General features: G+C 65.8%; 20 protein-coding genes and 1 tRNA gene. 6 read left to right on the forward strand and 15 right to left on the reverse strand.

What is annotated here, in order from left to right:
- Positions 1-106: 106 nt before the first annotated feature.
- From nadC to nadA, 3 genes are read right to left on the reverse strand one after another with little or no spacing between them, the layout of a single operon-like run.
- Entirely contained in the window at positions 107-994 is an 888-nt protein-coding gene (gene nadC / locus VOI27_RS13495; protein WP_323765881.1) for a carboxylating nicotinate-nucleotide diphosphorylase, read from the reverse strand.
- Complete coding sequence (locus VOI27_RS13500; RefSeq protein ID WP_323765882.1) at positions 991-2,556, reverse strand: L-aspartate oxidase; 1,566 nt, start codon at positions 2,554-2,556, stop codon at positions 991-993. Before VOI27_RS13500 ends, nadC begins: the two co-directional genes overlap by 4 nt.
- A gap of 5 nt (positions 2,557-2,561) precedes the next feature.
- Positions 2,562-3,611: a quinolinate synthase NadA gene (gene nadA, locus VOI27_RS13505; RefSeq protein WP_323765883.1), complete on the reverse strand. Its 1,050-nt coding sequence runs from the start codon at positions 3,609-3,611 to the stop codon at positions 2,562-2,564.
- 221 nt (positions 3,612-3,832) lie between these two features.
- Here nadA and VOI27_RS13510 point away from each other — a divergent pair.
- Positions 3,833-3,908: transfer RNA gene (locus VOI27_RS13510), tRNA-Thr, on the forward strand.
- A gap of 90 nt (positions 3,909-3,998) precedes the next feature.
- Here the strand turns inward: VOI27_RS13510 and VOI27_RS13515 are convergent.
- The 11 genes from VOI27_RS13515 to VOI27_RS13565 all read right to left on the reverse strand — a co-directional run bounded on the left by VOI27_RS13515 (position 3,999) and on the right by VOI27_RS13565 (position 11,910).
- Positions 3,999-4,640, reverse strand: coding sequence for a hypothetical protein (locus tag VOI27_RS13515; RefSeq protein WP_323765884.1), 642 nt, complete (start codon positions 4,638-4,640; stop codon positions 3,999-4,001).
- A 54-nt stretch (positions 4,641-4,694) separates the two neighbouring features.
- Entirely contained in the window at positions 4,695-5,267 is a 573-nt protein-coding gene (locus VOI27_RS13520) for a hypothetical protein (protein ID WP_323765885.1), read from the reverse strand.
- Positions 5,268-5,396: 129 nt separating this feature from the next.
- Positions 5,397-5,885, reverse strand: coding sequence for a hypothetical protein (locus tag VOI27_RS13525; protein ID WP_323765886.1), 489 nt, complete (start codon positions 5,883-5,885; stop codon positions 5,397-5,399).
- Positions 5,885-6,010 carry a hypothetical protein gene (locus VOI27_RS13530; protein ID WP_323765887.1) on the reverse strand — a complete coding sequence of 42 codons (126 nt, stop codon included), beginning with the start codon at positions 6,008-6,010 and terminating at the stop codon, positions 5,885-5,887. Before VOI27_RS13530 ends, VOI27_RS13525 begins: the two co-directional genes overlap by 1 nt.
- Complete coding sequence (locus VOI27_RS13535) at positions 6,007-6,315, reverse strand: winged helix domain-containing protein (protein ID WP_323765888.1); 309 nt, start codon at positions 6,313-6,315, stop codon at positions 6,007-6,009. The genes VOI27_RS13530 and VOI27_RS13535 overlap by 4 nt, the downstream gene beginning before the upstream one ends.
- Positions 6,316-6,421: 106 nt before the next feature.
- A complete protein-coding gene (locus tag VOI27_RS13540; RefSeq protein ID WP_323765889.1) occupies positions 6,422-6,592 on the reverse strand; it encodes a helix-turn-helix transcriptional regulator in 171 nt (56 codons plus the stop codon).
- Positions 6,593-6,627: 35 nt separating this feature from the next.
- Complete coding sequence (locus VOI27_RS13545) at positions 6,628-7,365, reverse strand: hypothetical protein (protein WP_323765890.1); 738 nt, start codon at positions 7,363-7,365, stop codon at positions 6,628-6,630.
- Positions 7,358-8,560: a tyrosine-type recombinase/integrase gene (locus tag VOI27_RS13550; protein ID WP_323765891.1), complete on the reverse strand. Its 1,203-nt coding sequence runs from the start codon at positions 8,558-8,560 to the stop codon at positions 7,358-7,360. Before VOI27_RS13550 ends, VOI27_RS13545 begins: the two co-directional genes overlap by 8 nt.
- Before the next feature lie 284 nt (positions 8,561-8,844).
- On the reverse strand, positions 8,845-10,356 hold the full coding sequence (locus VOI27_RS13555) for a tripartite tricarboxylate transporter permease (protein WP_323765892.1): 1,512 nt from the start codon (positions 10,354-10,356) through the stop codon (positions 8,845-8,847).
- A gap of 13 nt (positions 10,357-10,369) precedes the next feature.
- A complete protein-coding gene (locus VOI27_RS13560; RefSeq protein ID WP_323765893.1) occupies positions 10,370-10,852 on the reverse strand; it encodes a tripartite tricarboxylate transporter TctB family protein in 483 nt (160 codons plus the stop codon).
- A 77-nt stretch (positions 10,853-10,929) separates the two neighbouring features.
- Entirely contained in the window at positions 10,930-11,910 is a 981-nt protein-coding gene (locus VOI27_RS13565; protein WP_323765894.1) for a Bug family tripartite tricarboxylate transporter substrate binding protein, read from the reverse strand.
- A gap of 111 nt (positions 11,911-12,021) precedes the next feature.
- On the opposite strand from VOI27_RS13565, the gene VOI27_RS13570 reads away from it, so the two are divergent.
- The 3 genes from VOI27_RS13570 to VOI27_RS13580 are packed head-to-tail and all read left to right on the forward strand — an operon-like array spanning position 12,022 to position 15,100.
- Complete coding sequence (locus VOI27_RS13570) at positions 12,022-12,687, forward strand: response regulator transcription factor (protein WP_323765895.1); 666 nt, start codon at positions 12,022-12,024, stop codon at positions 12,685-12,687.
- Complete coding sequence (locus tag VOI27_RS13575) at positions 12,684-14,123, forward strand: sensor histidine kinase (RefSeq protein WP_323765896.1); 1,440 nt, start codon at positions 12,684-12,686, stop codon at positions 14,121-14,123. The genes VOI27_RS13570 and VOI27_RS13575 overlap by 4 nt, the downstream gene beginning before the upstream one ends.
- On the forward strand, positions 14,093-15,100 hold the full coding sequence (locus VOI27_RS13580) for an ABC transporter substrate-binding protein (RefSeq protein WP_323765897.1): 1,008 nt from the start codon (positions 14,093-14,095) through the stop codon (positions 15,098-15,100). The genes VOI27_RS13575 and VOI27_RS13580 overlap by 31 nt, the downstream gene beginning before the upstream one ends.
- A 255-nt stretch (positions 15,101-15,355) precedes the next feature.
- Here VOI27_RS13580 and epsE read toward each other — a convergent pair whose 3' ends face one another.
- On the reverse strand, positions 15,356-16,606 hold the full coding sequence (gene epsE, locus VOI27_RS13585; RefSeq protein WP_323765898.1) for an exopolysaccharide biosynthesis GT4 family glycosyltransferase EpsE: 1,251 nt from the start codon (positions 16,604-16,606) through the stop codon (positions 15,356-15,358).
- Between the two features lie 97 nt (positions 16,607-16,703).
- On the opposite strand from epsE, the gene VOI27_RS13590 reads away from it, so the two are divergent.
- Entirely contained in the window at positions 16,704-17,543 is an 840-nt protein-coding gene (locus VOI27_RS13590) for a glycosyltransferase family 2 protein (protein ID WP_323765899.1), read from the forward strand.
- On the forward strand, positions 17,540-18,907 hold the full coding sequence (locus tag VOI27_RS13595; protein WP_323765900.1) for an oligosaccharide flippase family protein: 1,368 nt from the start codon (positions 17,540-17,542) through the stop codon (positions 18,905-18,907). Before VOI27_RS13590 ends, VOI27_RS13595 begins: the two co-directional genes overlap by 4 nt.
- Positions 18,908-18,911: the final 4 nt, after the last annotated feature.

Genomic DNA, 18,911 nt, shown 5'->3' on the forward strand with positions numbered 1-18,911 from the left:
CCCCCCCCCCCCCCCACCCCCGCCGCCGGCACCCGCGTGGATGCCCACCAAACAGGCAAACCCCGCCCCGGACCTGATCCGGGGCCTCTTCGCCAGCAGCGCCCGTTCAGAAATCCAGCCCGAGGTCCAGTGTCCGCGCCGAATGGGTCAGCGCGCCGGATGAGATGTAATCCACCCCGGTCGCCGCCACCTCGGCGATCCGCTCCAGCTTCATGTTGCCGGAGGCCTCGGTCACCAGCCGCCCCGCCACCAGCGCCACCGCCGCGCGCAGGGTCGTGCTGTCCATATTGTCGAGCAGCACCACGTCGGCGCCGCCGACCGAGAGCACCTCTTCGAGCTGCGCCAGCGTATCGACCTCGATCTCGACCCGCATCATGTGGCTGGCCTGCGCCTTGCAGGCCTCGAGCACCGGGCGCACGCCGCCGGCGGCGGCAATGTGGTTGTCCTTGATCAGGATCGCGTCCGACAGCGAGAACCGGTGGTTGAACCCGCCGCCGTGCAGCACCGCCAGCTTCTCGACGATGCGCAGCCCCGGCGTGGTCTTGCGGGTGCAGGTGACGCGGGTCGCGGTGCCGCGGGTCTCGGCCACGAAGGCCGCGGTCAGGCTGGCGATGCCCGAGAGCCGACCGGCGAAGTTCAGCGCCACCCGCTCGGCCGTGAGGATCGAGGCCGCATCGCCCTCGATCTCCATCAGCACGTCACCCGGCGCGCAGCGGCTGCCGTCGGCCACCCGCGTCACCGGCGCCAGCGTCGGATCGACGAGGCGAAAGGCCAGCGCCGCCACCTGCAGACCCGAGACCACGCCTGCCTCGCGCGCGGTCAGCCGCGCGGTATAGCGGGTGCCGGCGGGGATCACCGTGCGGGTGGTGATATCGCCAAAACTGCCAAGGTCCTCGGCCAGCGCCATGCGCAAGATCGGCTCGAGCACAAGATCAGGCACGGAGGTCTGGGTTGGGGTCTGAAACGGGGTCTGGATCTGGGTCTGGGCGGTCATGCGGGTTCCTCTTCTGCCACCTTGGCCCTGAGGGCCAGCGCCTCGGCGAGGGTGATCCGGCTGCGCCGCGCCTCGGGCGCGGGCTGCGGGAAATCCTCGCGGAAATGCGCGCCCCGGCTTTCCTCGCGCAAGAGCGCGGCGGCGGCGATCAGCGTCGCGGTGGCGGTCATGTTGCAAAATGTCGGGCTGGCGGCGCAGGACGCCTCCAGCCGGGCGATCTCTGTCAGGGCGCGGCGCAGCCCGCTGGCGGTGCGGATCACGCCGACATCGGCGGTCATCACCGCGCGCAGCCGTGCCACGGCGCGCTCATCGGGCGCCTGCCCGCCCTCTGCGAAGTCCAGCGTAACCTCGGGGGCAGGCTCTGGCGTGGCAGTGCCGGCCATGCTCAATGCGCACGCGCGGGCATAGACCAGTGCCTCGAGCAGCCCGTTCGAGGCCAGCCGGTTGGCGCCATGCAGCCCGGTCGAGGCCGCCTCGCCGCAGACCCAGAGGTTGCCGAGGCTGGCGCGGCCCTCGGCATCGGTGGCGATACCGCCCATGTGATAATGCGCCGCCGCCGCCACCGGGATCGGCTGGCGCGCCGGATCGATGCCGGCGCGCAGGCAGGCCTCGGCCACGCCGGGAAACAGCGAAAGGATGCGATCGCCCAGCGCCGCGCGGGTATCGAGCGCCGGAGTACGTCCCGCCTGGGTTTCGGCAAAGACCGCCCGGGCGACGATATCGCGCGGCGCCAGCTCGGCGTCGGCATGCGCCGCGGCCATGAAGCGCGCGCCGTCGCGGTTGACCAGCACCGCGCCCTCGCCGCGCAGCGCCTCGGTGGCCAGCGGCGCCGGGTCCTCGCCAGAGGCAATGGCGGTGGGGTGGAACTGGACGAACTCCGGATCGGCGATCACCGCCCCGGCGCGCGCCGCCATGCCGATCACCTGGCCGCGGATGCGGCGTGGATTGGTGGTCAGCGCATAGAGCCCGCCGGAGCCGCCCCCCGCGAGCAGCACCGCCGCCCCGCGCAGCAGCAGCGGCGCCGAACCTGCGGGCGTGGCGCGTCCCAGCGTGACGCCGGTCACCCGGCCGTCGGCGACCTCGAGCCCGCTGGCCATCACGCCTTCGATCACCTGAACCGAGGGCGTGGCGCGGACCTGCGCCACCAGCGCCTTCATGATCTCGGCCCCGGCCTGGTCGCCCTTGACCCTGACGACGCGGGCAAAGGAATGCGCCGCCTCGCGCGACAGCACATAGCCGCCCTCAGCGGTGCGATCGAAGGGCGCGCCAAGCTCGGTCAGATCGAGGATATGCGCCCGCGCCGCGCGCGCCACCTGATCTGCCACCGCTGCGTCGACGATGCCGGCGCCAGCGGTCATCGTGTCGCCCGCATGGGCCTCGGCGCTGTCGGCGGGGTCCATCGCCGCCGCCACGCCGCCCTGCGCCCAGGCCGAGCTCGCGCCTTGGCCCAGAGGCTCGGGCGAGATCATCACCACCGGCTGCGGCGCCAGCTTCAGCGCCGCGTAGAGCGCCCCCAGCCCGGCGCCGATGATGACGATGCGGCCGGTCTCGACCTCTTGCACCCGGATCAGAGCCCCAGCTTGCGCGACAGGTCGATCATCCGCTCGACCGCGATGCGGGCGTTTTCCGCCACCGCCGGGTCGACCTCGACCGGGGTCTGCATCGCGTGCAGCGACCAGAGCACCTTTTCCAGGGTGATCTTCTTCATGTAGGGGCAGGCGTTGCAGGGTTTGGTCAGCTCGACCTCGGGCAGCTCTTCGGCCACATTGGCGGCCATCGAGCATTCGGTGACCAGCATCACCTTTTCCGGCCGGTTCTGCCGGACCCAGTCGATCATCCCTGTGGTCGAGCCGGTGAAATCGGCGGCCTGCACCACGTCGGGCTTGCATTCGGGGTGGGCGACGATGCGGGTGCCGGGGTTGGCATCGCGATAGGCGTTCAACTCGTCGGCGGTATAGAGCTCGTGCACGATGCAGGAGCCGGGCCAATAGACCACCTTCTTCGAGCTCTGCGCCGCCACGTTCTGCGCCAGGTACTGGTCGGGGGTCATGATGACCGTGTCGCTCTCCATCGCCTCGACGATCTGCAGCGCGTTGGCCGAGGTACAGCAGATGTCGGAGGCCGCCTTCACCTCGGCGGTGGTGTTGACATAGCTGACCACCGGCGCGCCGGGGTATTTCGCGCGCATCTCGGCGATGCCCTCGGCGGTGATCGATTCGGCCAGCGAGCAGCCGGCCTCCATGTCGGGCATCAGCACCGTCTTGGCGGGGTTCAGGATTTTCGAGGTCTCGGCCATGAAGTGCACGCCGCATTGCACGATGACATCGGCCTCGACCTCCTTGGCCTTGATCGCCAGCGCCAGGCTGTCGCCGACCACGTCGGCGATGCCGTGAAAGATCTCTGGCGTCATGTAGTTATGCGCCAGGATCACCGCATTGCGCTCTTTCTTCAGCCGGTTGATCGCCGCCACATAGGGCGCGAAGATCGCCCAGTCCGGCAGCGTCATCGAGGGTTTCATCGGCGCGAAGAGATCGGCCATGTCCTCGGCCAGATCGAGCGAGGGCGCGAGATCATAATGTTCGGCAAGCGTGCTGCGCATGTCGAGGTGATCGAGCATCGGAGAGGTCCTTTGCCAAGGGGCAGGGCCGGGCGGCCCGGGTACAGGGAGCGGCTTACATATGTCGGATGTGACCCAAGGTCAAAAGCCTGTTATCGGTAACCGCCGGAATATCGCCGCCGCGACGCGGTGTCACGGGTGACGCCGGGTGCTTCTGGGGGGCGCTGGCGTCGAAACGCGGCTTGCATGGGGCGGGGCGCGGTGCTAATTGCCTGACCGGCGCCGGTGTAGCTCAGCTGGTAGAGCACGTCATTCGTAATGATGGGGTCGTAGGTTCGAGTCCTATCACCGGCACCATGAATTCTAGTTTTGTCTAGCGATTACATGACCTTAGTCGGCTGACTGTGGTGCCAATCCACCCTAAAATCCACCTTTCGCAACGCGGTATCAGTCGGCCTCGGCAAGCATCTCCGCCAATTGCGCGACGGTCGCATCATCGCCAAACCGAAGCAGCATGTAGGTAGATGCCGCGCGGTTCTCGGTCCTAATTTCCGACAAAAGGCGCTCGTATGTCGTCCGGTGCATCCCTTTCGGCCTCATGCCCCAACCATCGAATGCACCGCCATCCCAATCCAGCCGCGCTTGCAGCTTCTCTACCCGTCGCATTGAGCGGTTGAGCGGGTCTTCCCGTTGGCTTGGATAGGCAAGGTCATGGCACTGACGACACGCGAAGACGCTCCCTCCGTAGAGGATGGCTACGCGTCGTCCGCATCCGCGCCCAGGGCAATGGAACCAAACGCGCTCACCGCCGAAGTTGCAGGGCGTTCGGCTAAGGCGCACGGGGTAGTCCATGTCTTGCCAGTCTTCGCTGTGGCTCCGCGTCCTGTAGATCAGGCGCAAGCTGGCATTCTCGATGGCCACTCGGATCGAACCGACCTTCTCGCCGTCTGCAGTCCATTGCCAGCCGAACCGGTTGCCGGGCTGCAAGAAGCCTTCACGGGCCCAGCGCCTCACATCTACGGACCGAAACCCCGCGGTCGTGTCTTTTGCTGAGAAATGCCAGCGTCTGCCGCTGCCGATACCGCCCATATGTCACCCACGATTCTGTCGAAATCATTAGGCAAATCCTATGAAATTCGAGTATTAGTTATCAAGCAGTTCAGCGGCCCATGCATAAAGGGCAACACAGGCAAGAGCGAACGCAAAAGCCAAGTGCAGGTCCAAGATCCAGTTAACCACCGCATTTGCCCCAACCCAATCGGTGACGAAAACACTATCTGGCCTGCAATAGTCTCTCGCGACCATCCAAGTGTCACTGGAATGCTGGGCCAAACAAACCCTGTCAGACGCAAGCCACAGAAAATCCATCTCTTGCCAATACCCCTCTTTTAGCCACAGCTTAACTTGCCGAAGCAAAATAATGACGCCGGAAAGAAACGACGCAACATTCGCGACGCCAAGGGAGAATATAAAGAGGGTTAGTGCAACCTCGAACGCCTTTCGGAGTGCGTTAGTAGGTCCGCGCAAGTGAGTCCGGATCCGATGCTCCCTATCCTCACCCCACACGCCTAAATAGGCAGAAGCGATCAGACAGCCCGCGAAAATAACTGCTCCAAAGATGTACGCGCTGAATATATGAGGCCCCATCGAAAATGGAACCACAGACAAGATACAGGCAATCAAAATCACCGCAAAGCGTTCAACTTTCTCACGCATGGCTGTTCCATAACCCTTCTTTGTTCGACGGCTGAACTGAGAAACGTCGAGCCCCTTTCGAGCCGAAGTTGCATGGCTACATCTACATATGTCCTGATTTTCGTGCATCGGCGCAAAAGGATTTTTCGCCTATCGCGTCACAATTTTCAGGACGGGGTCCGGCGTCGCAGTGTCCTTTAACGGTGAAGTGTCACAACCATTGTGACAGGCTTGCCGGGTTTCTGTGACAGGCTTTTGCGCTTTCCGCCACGTCCGAAACGCCATCGTTGCAGGCTTGCCGTCACAGGTCGCAAGTTCACTCAGGGCCCAGTGCGGCGACTGCCCGATGCCGTCCGGCCCGAGATATGCCCCTTGGGTCATGCAGATCAGCCCGCGTTCCTCCAAGGCGCTGAAATAGCCCGTGATGGTGTTGCGATGCACGTTCAGCAACTTGGCGGCGTCGCGATAGCTGAGAATCAGCCGCCCGTTGTTGCGTCCGTTGTACCGGCGCTTGAGAGCCACGTAGAGCGCCATCGGACCGGGCTTGAGCGTCGCCCAAGCTTCGGTCTGCATAAGGCTTTCGGAAAGCTGGACGAAACGCCCAGCCCCCTTTTTCTTGCTTTTGTAACTCTTGGCCATCAGTCGGGTTTCCCGTTGCGCAGTTCGGCGTAGACGCGGGCCAGGAACGGCGGAAAGCCGTGTTTCTGGATCAGGCGGCGTTCCCAACAATCGCGCCGCTCTGAGGCGTCCTGCGCGGCGCTCATGCCACGTTCCCTTTGCTGACACGGGTGACAGTGCTGCGCAGCACATAGCGCGCGTGCGTGCCGGAGAACGGGCCGTCGTGGCTTTCGGTGACGGTCTCAATCTCGATACCCAGCTTGCGCAGGTTGAAGACATATCCGGACCAACGCGGGCCGGGAGTGTCTATCGGGGTGCAGCCGTCAGGTCCTGCCGCCATCAGGCATTCGAGCGCCCAACGGTCGCGCCCGCCAACAATGATGGCCTCGACCAAGCCGCAGGTCTTTGTGATGTGGAAGGGGGCGTCGCCCCATGATTTGAGTTTGGCCATGTCCTGGCTCCTTGCTTGAGCAAGGCGCGGGGCGTATATGAAGGGGGTATCCAGCAAGATATATTCCCGTCCATAGCCCAGCGCTCATGCGCGGGTGGGACGGGTCTTAGCCCGCATTGGCCGCAATTGCGGCGTCGACATCGGCTTCAACCCAATAGAGCCTCGCACCGAATTTGATAGGTTTGGGCAGCCGCCCGGCGTCGATATCACGATAGACGGAGGAGCGGCTGCGGTTGCCGAGTTTGGATTGAAGGTCTTGAAAGTTGAGATAGCGCATTCGGGGTGCTCCTTGTTACACCCCGAATCACTAAGCTACTTTCGATTTGTTCTCATGTGGCCTATTGCCGGGAATGGTCCGAACGGAGAGTTTGGCTGCTTCAGTGCGCCTACTCTCACAAGTTCCAGGTCGTGAGCATATCCCATTATTGCGTCGGCACGTTCTCGAAAACCAAGGAATTTTTTCGCAAGACACCAGTCTGCAAGGTTCTTGTATTCGATGTGGATTTCTTGGGACTTCGCCGCTTCGACCACTGCATCACACGCGCTCAATCTCAGGCCGTCACTGCGCTCTTCATTGCGTGTTAAGGTCAACTGAAAAGCGTCACGGCAATATTTCGCGCCGTTGTATGCAAGCATCCGCATCACGAAATTGCCACCTATAGGCGGGCCTGTGCGCTTGGCATTGGGAAAACTGCCTCGAATAATCTGGCTGGCCGCCATCCTGCAATGTGCCGGTAAAACAGCGCCGTGAAAGACGTTTGTCGTGCAAACCTCGCGGAGTACATCATACGCCTCAGGAAGCCGTTGAGCGGCTCCGCACAAATTCGCTGCTGCTAGGTCATCTATTTCGTAGACGAACTGGCCACCCTCTTTGGCAATCCGCCTTATACCAGGAGTGGTTAAGGTTAGAAAGTGTGTGAAGCTAGAGTTGCTCAATATCTCTGATGTGACGCCGATGCTTTGGAGTTCGTCCAGCCATTCCCGCGCTGCCAAAACTGCCCGTTGATAATCTGATTCGTTTTTCTCGGATGAGTGGTCAGTCTTAGGCACTGTGAAGCCCAAATTTCAAAATACTATCGTTCACGGGCCTGATAATGATGCAGGCCCATCGCTCCGTCAAAGCCCGCCGTTGCTCCAATAAATCCGTCCGCCGATACGCCCGCTCCACCGCGCCGCCGGACACGTGTCCCAAGCACGTCTCAGCCACGTCATGCGGCGCGTTTGTCGCCTCTGCCAACCAGTCGCGAAAGCTCGACCGGAAGCCGTGCGGGCGCTCTGCCATGCCGCGCCGATTCATGAAGCTGCTCATGGTCATGTCGGAAATCACGCCTTTGCGCACACCCGGAAACAGCAGGCCGTCGCGGGCGAAGGGCTTGGCCTGTTCAATCACGCCCAGCGCCTCGGCCGACAGGGGCACGCGGAAATCCGTGGTCTTGTCCTTCCGGCCTTTCATGTGGTCCGCCGGGACGGTCCAGACGTCTCCGTCGATCTGGTTTAGGTGCAAGTAGCGCAACGGATAGGACCGAACCGCCGTGAGGATGAGAAGGCGCAGCGCCAGTTCGGTGACGGTCCCGCCGTTGAGGCTCTGGTAGAAGGCCGGAACCTCCTGCCACGGCAGGGCGGCGATGTGCTCGGCCTTGTGACGTTGTTGGCCCAAGAGCGCCTTGGCCTTGTCCGTCGCCTGCAAATCGACGTCCAGCCCCAGCGCCGCCGCGTGACGCATCACGATACCGAGCCGGTTCATGGCCTTGCGCGCGGTGTCGGCCTTGTCGTGCCAGATCGGCTTGAGCGTGTCGCGGATATCGATCTGGTCAATCTCGGCCACCGGCACCTTGCCCAGCTTTGGCAGGACGTGAAGTTCGAGCGGAGAGAACCAGCGCCCGGCCTTGCCGTCGCCTTTCAGATCGGCCTTGCGGCTCTCGAACGCGTCATACGCAACATCCCTGAGCAAGTTCAGTTGCCGGGCCGCGTCGCGCCGGTGCTTCTGGCGTTCCTTAATCGGATCGATGCCGCCTTGCGCCATCGCGCGCCAGCCCTCTGCCGCCCGTCTGGCGTCTTTGAGGGACATGTCGGGATAGCGCCCCAGACCCATCTCCCGCCGCCTGCCGTGAACCGTGACCCGGAGGAACCATTGCGCGCCACCGTCGTCTCGCTTGAAGAACCAGAGCCCTCCGCCGTCGGAGTGCTTGCCGGGGGCAATAGTCTTGAGCTTCGCTGCGCTGAGCTTGTTGAGGGGGCGGGACATTTTGGATCCACCTTTCTAGCCACCCTCTATATATGGTATGGCGTGGTGTCCCGTGAAGTACCGTTTTGAACCAAACCCCATATAATTAGGGCGATATTAGGGTTCGGCTTGTCCCGTGGTGCCCCAAGATGTAGCACGTGGATGCCTATCACCGGCACCAGCCAGTTTCCCGAACACCCTGACCAAGGCCGTTTGACCGTCGCGGCCCGCCTTGGCGCGCCCTGCAATGGCTGGGCTGGCACAGGCGGTCTCCCGCCCGTGCCCGTCTTTTCCGTGCCGGTCTCTCAATCGCCCTCGGCGACGCCGGCCTGGCGGGCGCGGGCGCGGCGGGCGCGGTAGCTGGGCACCACAACCAGCAGCAGCGCGATCACCAGCAGCGCCAGCGTCATCGGCCGGTCGAGGATGAAGCCCATGCCGTCGTAGAGCTGCATCGAACGGGCGAAGTTGTTCTCCATCATGCCGCCAAGGATGAAGCCGATCAGCAGCGGCGCCAGCGGGTAGTCGGCGAACTTCAGCGCCGTGGCGCAGACCCCGAAGCCCACCAGGATCAACAGCTCGGTGGCGTTGTTCTGGCCGATGTAGGCCCCCATCAGGGTGAAGAACAGGATGAAGGGGATCAGGTAGTTGCGCGGGATCGACAGCACCTTGGCGATATAGGGGATCAGCGGCAGGTTGAGGATCAGCAGCACCAGATTGCCGATGAACATCGACATGATCACCGCCCAGAACACCTGCGGCTCGTCGATCATCAGCCGCGGCCCGGGTGTGACGTTGAGCGCGATCAGCGCGCCGAGCAGGATCGCCGTGGTGCCCGAGCCGGGGATGCCCAGCGTCAGCAGCGGCACGAAGGAACCGGTGCAGGCGGCGTTGTTGGCGGTTTCCGGCGCCGCCAGCCCCTTGATCGAGCCCTTGCCGAACTCTTCCTGCTCTTCCTTGGTGGCGATGTTGCGTTCCACCGCGTAGCCGAGGAAGCTGGCGATGGTGGCGCCGGCGCCGGGCAGGACGCCGATGAAGAAGCCCTGCAGGGACTGCCGGCCGATCACCGGCGCGATCTGGCGCGCTTCGGCGCCGCTGATCCGCAGATTGTCGATCTTGCCGCTGTCGCCCGACATCTCGCGCTTCTTGAGCACCAGGAACAGCGCCTCGGGCAGGGCGAACATCGCCATGGCGAGGGTAATGAAGCCGAAGCCCGACTGCAGGTCCATGATCCCCATGGTAAAGCGCGGCATGTTGAACAGCGCGCCTTCGCCCACCGTGGCCATGATCAGGCCGAGGATGGTCATCAGGAGCGCCTTGGCCACCTGTCCGGTGCCGGCAAAGGCGGCGATCGCCGAGAGGCCCACCACCATCAGCGCGAAATACTCGGCCGAGTGGAACAGCAGCGCCACCGACGACAGCGCCGGGGCAAAGACCATCAGCAGGATGGCGCCAATGGTGCCGCCGGCAAAGCTCGAGATCGCGGCGATGGTCAGCGCCTTGCCGGCCTTGCCCTGGCGCGCCATGGGGTAGCCGTCAAAGCTCGAGGCGACGGTGCCCGCCACCCCCGGCGCGTTGAGCAGGATCGACGAGGTCGAGCCGCCGAAGATGGCGCCGTAGTAGACCCCGGCCAGCAGGATCAGCGCCGCCGAGGGATCGCCCATCGAGATCGCGATCGGGATCATGATGGCGATGATCGACATCGGCCCGAGACCGGGAAGCATGCCGATAAAGGTGCCGATCAGGCAGCCGGCGATGACCATCAGCAGGTTTTGCAGCGAAAGGGCCGTTTGCAGGCCGATCAGGAGTCCTTCAAGCATGTCTCAGCCCCTTTCAGAGGAAAATCGGCAGCGGCCGCAGGAAGATGCCCAGCACCTGTTCGACCAGATACCAGACGATGCCGGTGGCGGTCAGCGCGACGGGCAGCAGGATATAGAGCTTGCGTTCGCCCAGGATCACCGCGCCCAGGGTCAGGAACCCGACCGTCGACAGCAAAAAGCCCGCCGGCCGCAGCAGCAGCGCATAGGCCACCATCAGCGCCAGCAGCGCCAGCGCCGGGATCAGGTGATATTCGGTCAGGCGGCGGTAATCGATGTCCGGTTCGGCGGTCTCGCCGGCGGGTTTCTCGAGCCCCAGCAGGATCACCAGAGAGGCCAGGATGGCCAGCACCGACAACACCTTGGGAAAGGTCGAGGGCCAGATCGGGTTGCGCTGCATGAACGGCGGCAACAGCTGGTCCATGGTAAAGAAGGCGGCATAGGCATAGGCCAGCGCCACGCACAGGATGATGAAGGCGATCCAGCGATCCAGAGCCATTTGGGGTCCCTCCCTTTGAAAGTGGAAACGGCGGCTGCCTTGCCTGGTCAGCCGCCGTTCCGGTTGGTCACGTCAGGTCAGAGAAATCCGAGCTTTTTCATCAGGTCGCCGATGACCTGTTCCTGTTTTTCCAGGAAGCTGCGGAAATCCTCGCCCGAGTTGTGGATGTTGACCCAGCCGTTGCGGGCCCGGACCTCTTCCCACTCGGGGGTGTCGTACATCTTGGCGATGGCCTCCTGATAGGCCGTGACCTGCTCTTCCGGCAGGCCCGGCGCGCCGAAGAAGCCGCGCCAGTTGACGAAGCTGGTGTCGATGCCCTGCTCCTTCAGGGTGGGCGCGTCCTCATAGGCCGGCACCCGCTCGTCGGAGGTGACGCCGATAATCTTGACCTCGCCGGCCTCGGCCAGCGCCACCGCTTCGGAGAAGCCGGTGGAAAGTGCCGCGATCTCGCCCGAGAGCAGCGCCGCCATCGCCTTGCCGCCGGCGTCATAGGGGATGTACTTGACCTGCAGCGGGTCCTTGCCGGCCGCTTCCATCACCATCGCCGCCACCAGGTGGTCAAGACCGCCGGGCACCGAGCCGCCGCCGATGGCGGTGGCGTTGGGGTCGGCGTCATAGGCGGCCAGCAGGTCTTCCATGTTGTCGATGTCGCTGTCGGCGTTGACCACCAGCGCGGCGTAATCGCCGATCGTGCCGGCGACCAGCGTCAGGTCGCGGAAGTTCTGCGGAAACACGCCGGTGAGCGAACGGATGATGATCGGGGTCGAGTTGACCATCAGGGTGCCGTAATTGCTCTCGGCGTTCTCGATCAGGTAGCCGATCGCCTTGCCGCCGCCGCCGCCCGACATGTTCTCGTAGGAGGCATTGCCGACGAGGCCGGATTTGGTCAGGGCCTCACCGGTGCCGCGGGCGGTACCGTCCCAGCCGCCGCCGGCGCCGCCGGGGATCAGGAAATGGATGCTGTCGAGCATCTGGTGGCCGCCGGCAACGGCCGGTCCGGTCAAACTGAGGGCCGCGGCTGCGGCCAGAAGGGCGCGGCGGCCCAGTGCGAATGTCATATGGTAGTCCTCCCGTTTGACGACGCGGCGCAACCGCGTCATGTGAGAAGAGGGTTTGGTGGGGAAACCTGACACCAAGCTGACACGGAGGGCAAGGGAGGGCTCGCACCGGTGCGATTTCTTTTGATCGAGGACAATGTCCCGTTGGCCGGCGCGGTGGTCGACCGGCTCAGTCTCGACGGCCATGTGGTCGATCACGCCGGCGATCTGGAGACGGCGCGGGATTACGTGGCGACCACCTCTTACGATATGATATTGCTGGATATTATGCTTCCGGATGGCGACGGAAGCAGCTTTCTCACCCACCTGAGGCTGACCGAGAACCGCACCCCCACCATCGTGCTGACGGCGCGCTCTGAGGTGTCGGACCGGATCAGCCTGCTCGATCTCGGAGCCGACGATTACATGGTCAAGCCGATCGATTTCGCCGAGCTTGAGGCGCGCTGCCGGGCGGTGCTGCGGCGCCGCGGCAGCAGTGCCAGCAGCGTGCTGAGCCTCGGGGCGATTCGATTCGACGCGGCCTCGGGCGTGCTGCACGCGGGGTCCGAGGACATCCAGCTGCGCACTCGCGAGCTGCGGCTGTTCGAGGTGCTGATCAACGCGCCGGGGATGATCTTTTCCAAGCCGGCGCTGGTCGACCGGCTGTTTTCCTACGACGAGGACGTCTCGGAGAACGCCATCGAGGTCTATGTGGCGCGGCTGCGCAAGCACCTGGCCGGCTCTGACGTGACCATCACCACCGTGCGCGGGCTGGGCTACAAGCTGGAACAGACATGACCGCGCCGGTGGTTCAGGGCTCGATCCGCCGCCGGCTGCTGCTGCTGCAGCTCTGCGCCTCGGTGCTGCTGGCGGTGCTGGTCTATTTCCTGGTGCAATCGGTGGCCCGTCAGGTGGCACAGCAGAGCCAGGACAACATCCTCACCGCCTCGGCCCTGTCGGTGATCGACAGCGCCCGCATCGTCGACGGCTCGGTGATGGTCGACCTGCCCTACGCGGCGCTGTCGATGCTCGACAGCATCACCGACGAACGGGTGTTCTATGCCGTCCGGCTGGGCGACGAGCTGGTGACAGGCTATGCCGATCTGCCGCGCCCGCCGCGCGGCGCGGCGCGGGGATCGGCGCAGCTCTCGGCCGAGTTTCTGGGCGAGGCAGTGCGGATCGCTGCCGTCACCCGGCCGTTTGCCACCGATCTGGGCCGCAACGTGCTCGAGGTCAGCGTGGCGCAGACGCTTTCGGGCCAGCGCCAGACCCTGGCCTGGACCTCTCGGCTGTCGCTGGCCGTGGGCGCCGGCTTTTTCGCGCTGACCGTGGTGCTGGCGCTGCTGATCGCCCGCGCCACGATCCAGCCGCTCGACCGGCTGACCGCCTCGGTCTCGCGCCGCGGGCCGACCGACCTGCGGCCGGTCAACGCCCCGGTCCCGCAGGAGATGGCGCGGCTGGTGACCTCACTCAACGGCTTCATGGCGCGGCTCGAGGCCTCGCTCAACAGGTCAGAGGATTTCATCGCCGAGGCCGCCCACCGGGTGCGCACGCCGCTGGCGGTGGTGCGCACCAAGGCCGAGATCATCCAGCGCCACATCCACAAGCCCGAGAACCGCAAGGCGATGACCGAGATGATCGAGGCAATCGACGAGAGCTCGCGCACCGCCGGGCAGCTGCTCGATCACGCCATGGTCTCGTTCCGGCTCGACAGCCTGCCGCGCGACCGGGTGGATCTGCAGGCGCTGATGATCGACGCGGTCGAACGCATTCGTCCGGTGGCCGAGATCGCCGGTATGCGGCTCGCGGTCGGACGCTCGGAACCGGCGACGATCCTCGGCGATGCCATCCTGCTGCAGAGCGCGGTGCGCAACCTGCTCGACAATGCCATCAAGTACAGCCCGGCCGAGACCCGGATCGAGATCTCTCTGCGCCAGGCCTCGGACGGCATTCGCCTGACGGTGGCAGACGGCGGCCCCGGCTTTCCACCCCGCGGCGATACCGCCCAGTCCAGCGCCAGCAACGTCCAGTCCGGAGACAACCACGCCCCGCCGGGCGCCAGCGACGTCCTGACCGAGCGGTTCACCCGCGGCAGCAATGCCGCCGGGGTGGTCGGCTCCGGGCTGGGGCTGACCATCGTTCAGGACGTGGTGACGGCCCATGGCGGCCGGCTGATCCTCGACAACACCCCGGGAGGTGGCGCATGCGCCTGCTTGTTCTTTCCCTCGTCCTGAGCCTCGCGGCCCAGGCCCTCGCGGCGCTCGAGATCGAGGACCGCCGGCTGTTCGGCCCGCCGGAGGCCGCGCGGCAGCTGCGCATCCTCTCGACCACCGACATCGCGATCTTTGCGCCGCGGATCGAAAGCTACCTGTCGCTCACCCCCGATCTGGCGATCGACTACGTGGTCGCCAGTTCAACCGAGGTGATGAAGGTGGCCTCGGCGGCGCGCGCGCCCTTCGACCTGGTGATCTCGAGCGCCATGGACCTGCAGACCAAGCTGGCCAATGACGGTTTCGTCAGGCGCCACAGCTCGGAAGTGACCCGCGACCTGCCGGCCTGGGCCAGCTGGAACGACATGGTCTTTGCCTTCAGCCAGGAGCCGGCGGCGATCGTGGTCTCCGACGCGGCCTTTGCCGACACCGGCATCCCGCGCAGCCGCCAGGATCTGATCGACGTGCTGCGGCGCAATCCCGAGCGGTTTCGCGGCAAGGTCGGCACCTACGACGTGCGCGCCTCGGGGCTGGGCTATCTCTTTGCCACCCAGGAAAGCCGGGTGTCAGAGACCTACTGGCGGCTGACCGAGGTGATGGGCGGGCTCGGCGCGCGGCTCTACTGCTGTTCGTCCGAGATGATCGATGCGGTGGCCGAGGGCGAGTTGCTGGTGGCCTACAACGTGCTCGGCAGCTATGCGCTGCAGCGTCAGGACGCCGGCATCAGCATCATCCTGCCGTCGGATTTCACCACCATCATGCTGCGCACCGCGGTCATCCCCGAGACCGCGACCGAACCGGCGCTGGCCGGCGATTTCCTCGATCACATCCTCGCCCAGGCCTTCGGCGACGACCCGTCGCTCTCGGTCGACCGCTGGCTGAGCAACAGCGAGATGGCACTCAGCCGGATCAACCTCGGGCCGGGGCTGCTGGTCTATCTCGACCAGCTCAAGCGCGCGGCTTTCGACACCGAATGGACCAACGCCATCCTGCAGGATTGACGCGATCCGCGCTCCGGCCCCCGCGCCGGGACCCCGTGGCCGGCGGAGAGGCCCCGGATCAGGTCCGGGGCGCGGGGGGCCTGCTGTCGCGCCTTCGCGGATCTGGGGCACCGGCGGGCCGGGGTTGCGCGTCGGTCTCGATCAGCTCAAGCGCGCGGCCTTTGACAGCGAAAGACCCACGCGACCGTGCAGGACCAGCGCAACCGCGTCCCGGCCCCCGCGCCGGGACCTCGTGGCCGGCGGAGAGGCCCCGGATCAGGTCCGGGGCACGGGGGGCCTGCTGGCGCGCCTTCGCGGATCGCGCGACAGCGCCCTGCGCATCTCCTCGACCAGCGTCTCGGCGCCGAGCTTCGCGGTGAAGTCGCGTTCGATCCGCGCCCGGCCGGCGCCGCTCAGATGGCGCGCCAGGTCGGGGTCCTCGGCGATCCGCAGAATGGTGGCGGCCAGCACCTCCGGTTCCTTCGGTGGCACGAGGAGCCCCTCGACCCCGTCGTCGATCAGCTCGGCCACGCCGCCGGTGGCGGTGCCGATGGTAGGCACGCCGCAGGCGATTGCCTCCATGTAGGCCACCCCCAGCCCCTCGTACCAGCTGGCCAGCGCGAACACATGCGCCTGCAGCAGCCTGTCCCTGACCGTCGCCGCATCCACTGCGCCGAGCAGCCGGACATGCGCCTGCAGCCCGTACTGGCGGATCAGCTGCTCCAGCACCAGCCGAAAGCCGCTGCCGCCGTCATCGTCCTGGCCGGCGATTTCGAGCGTCACATCATGGCCGGCCGCACGCAGCTGCCGCACCGCCTCGATCAGGTCCTGATGCCCCTTGGCGACATTGAGCCGTCCGCAGGAGAACAGCCGCAGCGGTTCGCCGGGCTGCACCGGCACGTAAGGCGCGTCGCGGCGCAGGAACCCGGTGTCGACCCCCATCGGCCGCAGCACCAGAGGCGGCAGGTCGTCTGGCTGTTCGGCGCGCATCTCGGCGATCAGCTGCCGGGTGATGACGGTGGCAAAGCGGGCGTGGCGCCACTTGTAGCGCTGGCCCGGACCATAGACCTCGAGCGCGCCGTGCAGGGTGAGCGAATAGCCCGGCCCGCCGAGGTGCTGCGCGAAGGCCGCGATCAGCGCGGCGCGGCCGCAGGAATGCACGTGGACATGGGCGATCCCCTCGCGGGCACAGTGTTCGCGCAGCGCCTCGCCGGCGGCGGCACAGACCAGCACGTCCTTGAGCACCCCGGCCCCGTCGCGCCGCGCCTCGCGCAGCAGCTCGCCCCAGGGCAGGCGCGGCAACGCCCGGGCGGCGCGCGCCAGCGAGACCGCCCCGAGGTAGGTGGTGCGCGCCATCGCCGCCTGCGACCAGTCGTGCACGATCAGCCCGTCGGGCGGCGGCCGGGTGGACAACAGCACCGGGGTCACGCCCAGCGCCTCGATTTCGGCGATCTCGCGCCAGAAGAAGATATGGGTCTGCCCCGGGAACTGGGGCACGAGGTAGCCGAGTTTTTCCCGCTGGGGCATGTGGGGATTCCGCAGTTTCTTCCGCGCTGCATCATGGTTTGGCCACAGTTGCATGTATAGTCCCGCAGGCTGCTATTAACCAATATGAGGCCCCGACGTGCTGCAAAGGCCGCCTTTTGCACTGGCCGTGGTGATCCCCGCCCATGACGAGGCGCCCTGGATCCGGTCCTGTCTTGCTGCCGTGCTGGCCTCGGCCGGGCCGGCCTGCGCGCAGGTCATCGTGGTGGCCAACGGTTGCCGCGACGCCACCGCGGCGCTGGCGCGGGGCTGTGCCGGGGATTTCGCGGCGCGCGGTTGGCGGCTCGACGTGATCGAGCTCACCGAAGGCAGCAAGATCAAGGCGCTCAATGCCGGTGACGCGATTGCTCAAGCGCCGGTGCGTGCCTATCTCGATGCTGACGTCGAGGTCGATACGGAGGTCCTGGGTCAATTGGCAGAGCATCTGAGCGCCCCGGCCCCCGCCTATGCCAGCGGCCGGCTCGAGATCACCCGGCCGCGCACCGCCGTCTCCCGCGCCTATGCCAGGATCTACCGCCAGGTGCCCTTCGTGGCCCAGGGCGTGCCTGGCTGCGGGCTGTTCGCGGTCAATGCCGCCGGACGCGCACGCTGGGGCGACTGGCCCGACATCATCTCTGACGACACCTTTGCCAGGCTGCAGTTCACCGCAGCCGAGCGACATGCCGTGCCCGGGCGCTATCGCTGGCCGCTGGTCGAGGGCTGGCGGGCGCTGGTGCGGGTGCGGCGGCGGCAAAACATCGGCGTGACGGAAATCCACCACGCCTTTCCGGCGCTGGTGGCCAATGACGAGAAGCCCCGTGTCAGCAGTGCGCGCAAGCTGCGGATGGCGCTGGCCGATCCGGCGGGGTTTGCGGTCTATGCCGGGGTGGCGCTGGCCACCCGGCTGGGCGGCGACAGCGGCTGGAGCCGCGGCCGATGATCGCGGTGGTCCGCAAGTTCCGCGGCGGCTCGCTGACCGCGCGTGCCCTGCGCTCGGCGCTGTTCACCCTCGGCGGCTTCGGGTCGGCCCAGCTGATCCGGCTGGCCTCGAACCTGATCCTGACCCGGGTGCTCTTTCCCGAGGCCTTCGGGATGATGGCCCTGACCATGGTGTTCCTGCAGGGGCTGCAGATGTTTTCCGACGTCGGCGTCGCCCCGGCGATCCAGCAGAGCAAGCGCGGCGATGATGCCGATTTCCTTGATACCGCCTGGACCATTCAGGTGGTGCGCGGTTTCTGCCTTTGGCTGGCCGCCTGCGCGCTGGCCTGGCCGGCGTCGCAGATCTACGGCGAGCCGATGCTGTTGCTGCTCTTGCCGGGGATGGGGCTGACGCTGATCGTGCAGGGCTTCAACCCGACCAAGATGGAGACCGCCAACCGCCACCTGATGCTCGGCCGGGTGACCCTGCTCGAGGTGGCGACCCAGGTGATCGGCACGCTGGTGGCGGTGGGGCTGGCCTTCTGGCTGCGCTCGGTCTGGGCGCTGGTGATCTCGGGCATCTTCTCGATGTCGGTGCAGCTCTGGCTCAACAGCGTCTTTCTGCCCGGCCGGCGCAACCATTTCCGTTGGGAACGGCCGGCGGCGCGCGAGCTGATCAGCTTTGGCAAATGGATCTTCCTGTCGACGCTGGTGGGTTTCCTGTTCCACCAAGGCGACAAGATCATCCTCGGCCGCTACCTGCCGATTGCCGAGTTCGGGGTCTACAACATCGGCTATTTCCTTGCCTCCTTTCCGATGATGCTGGGGCTGATGATCACCCGCAAGGTGCTGATCCCGATCTACCGCGAGACCCCGCCCGGCGCGGACCCCGCGAATTTTGCCAAGCTGCGCAAGATGCGGGTGCTGGTCTCGACCGCGCTGATGGCGTTGCAGGCGGTGTTCGCCGCCTCGGGCGTCTGGCTGGTCGAGCTGCTCTATGACGAACGCTACGTGCTGGCCGGGCCGGTGGCGGTGGTGATCGCGATTGCGCAGATCCCGCTGGTGGTGGTGCTGACCTATGACCAGACGGCGGTGGCCGCCGGCGACAGCCGCCGCTTCTTCCTGCTGCAGGCCACCCGGGCCTGCCTGATGGTGACCGGGCTGATCGTCGGGCTGCAGGTCGGCGGCTTGCTCGGGGCCTTGGCGGGGCAGGGGCTGGCGATGATCGCGGTCTATCCAGTGGTGGTGCGTCTGGCGCGCAAGATGCAGGCCTGGGATCCGCTGCACGACCTGGTCTTTGCCGCCGTCGGCCTGGCGATCGGGCTGGGCGCCTGGGCGCTCAACGCCGAGGCGATCATGCAGCTCATGCCGGGGGCGCAGCCATGAGCAG

The organism is Marinovum sp. (genome assembly GCF_034669705.1).
Taxonomy (GTDB): Bacteria; Pseudomonadota; Alphaproteobacteria; order Rhodobacterales; family Rhodobacteraceae; genus Marinovum.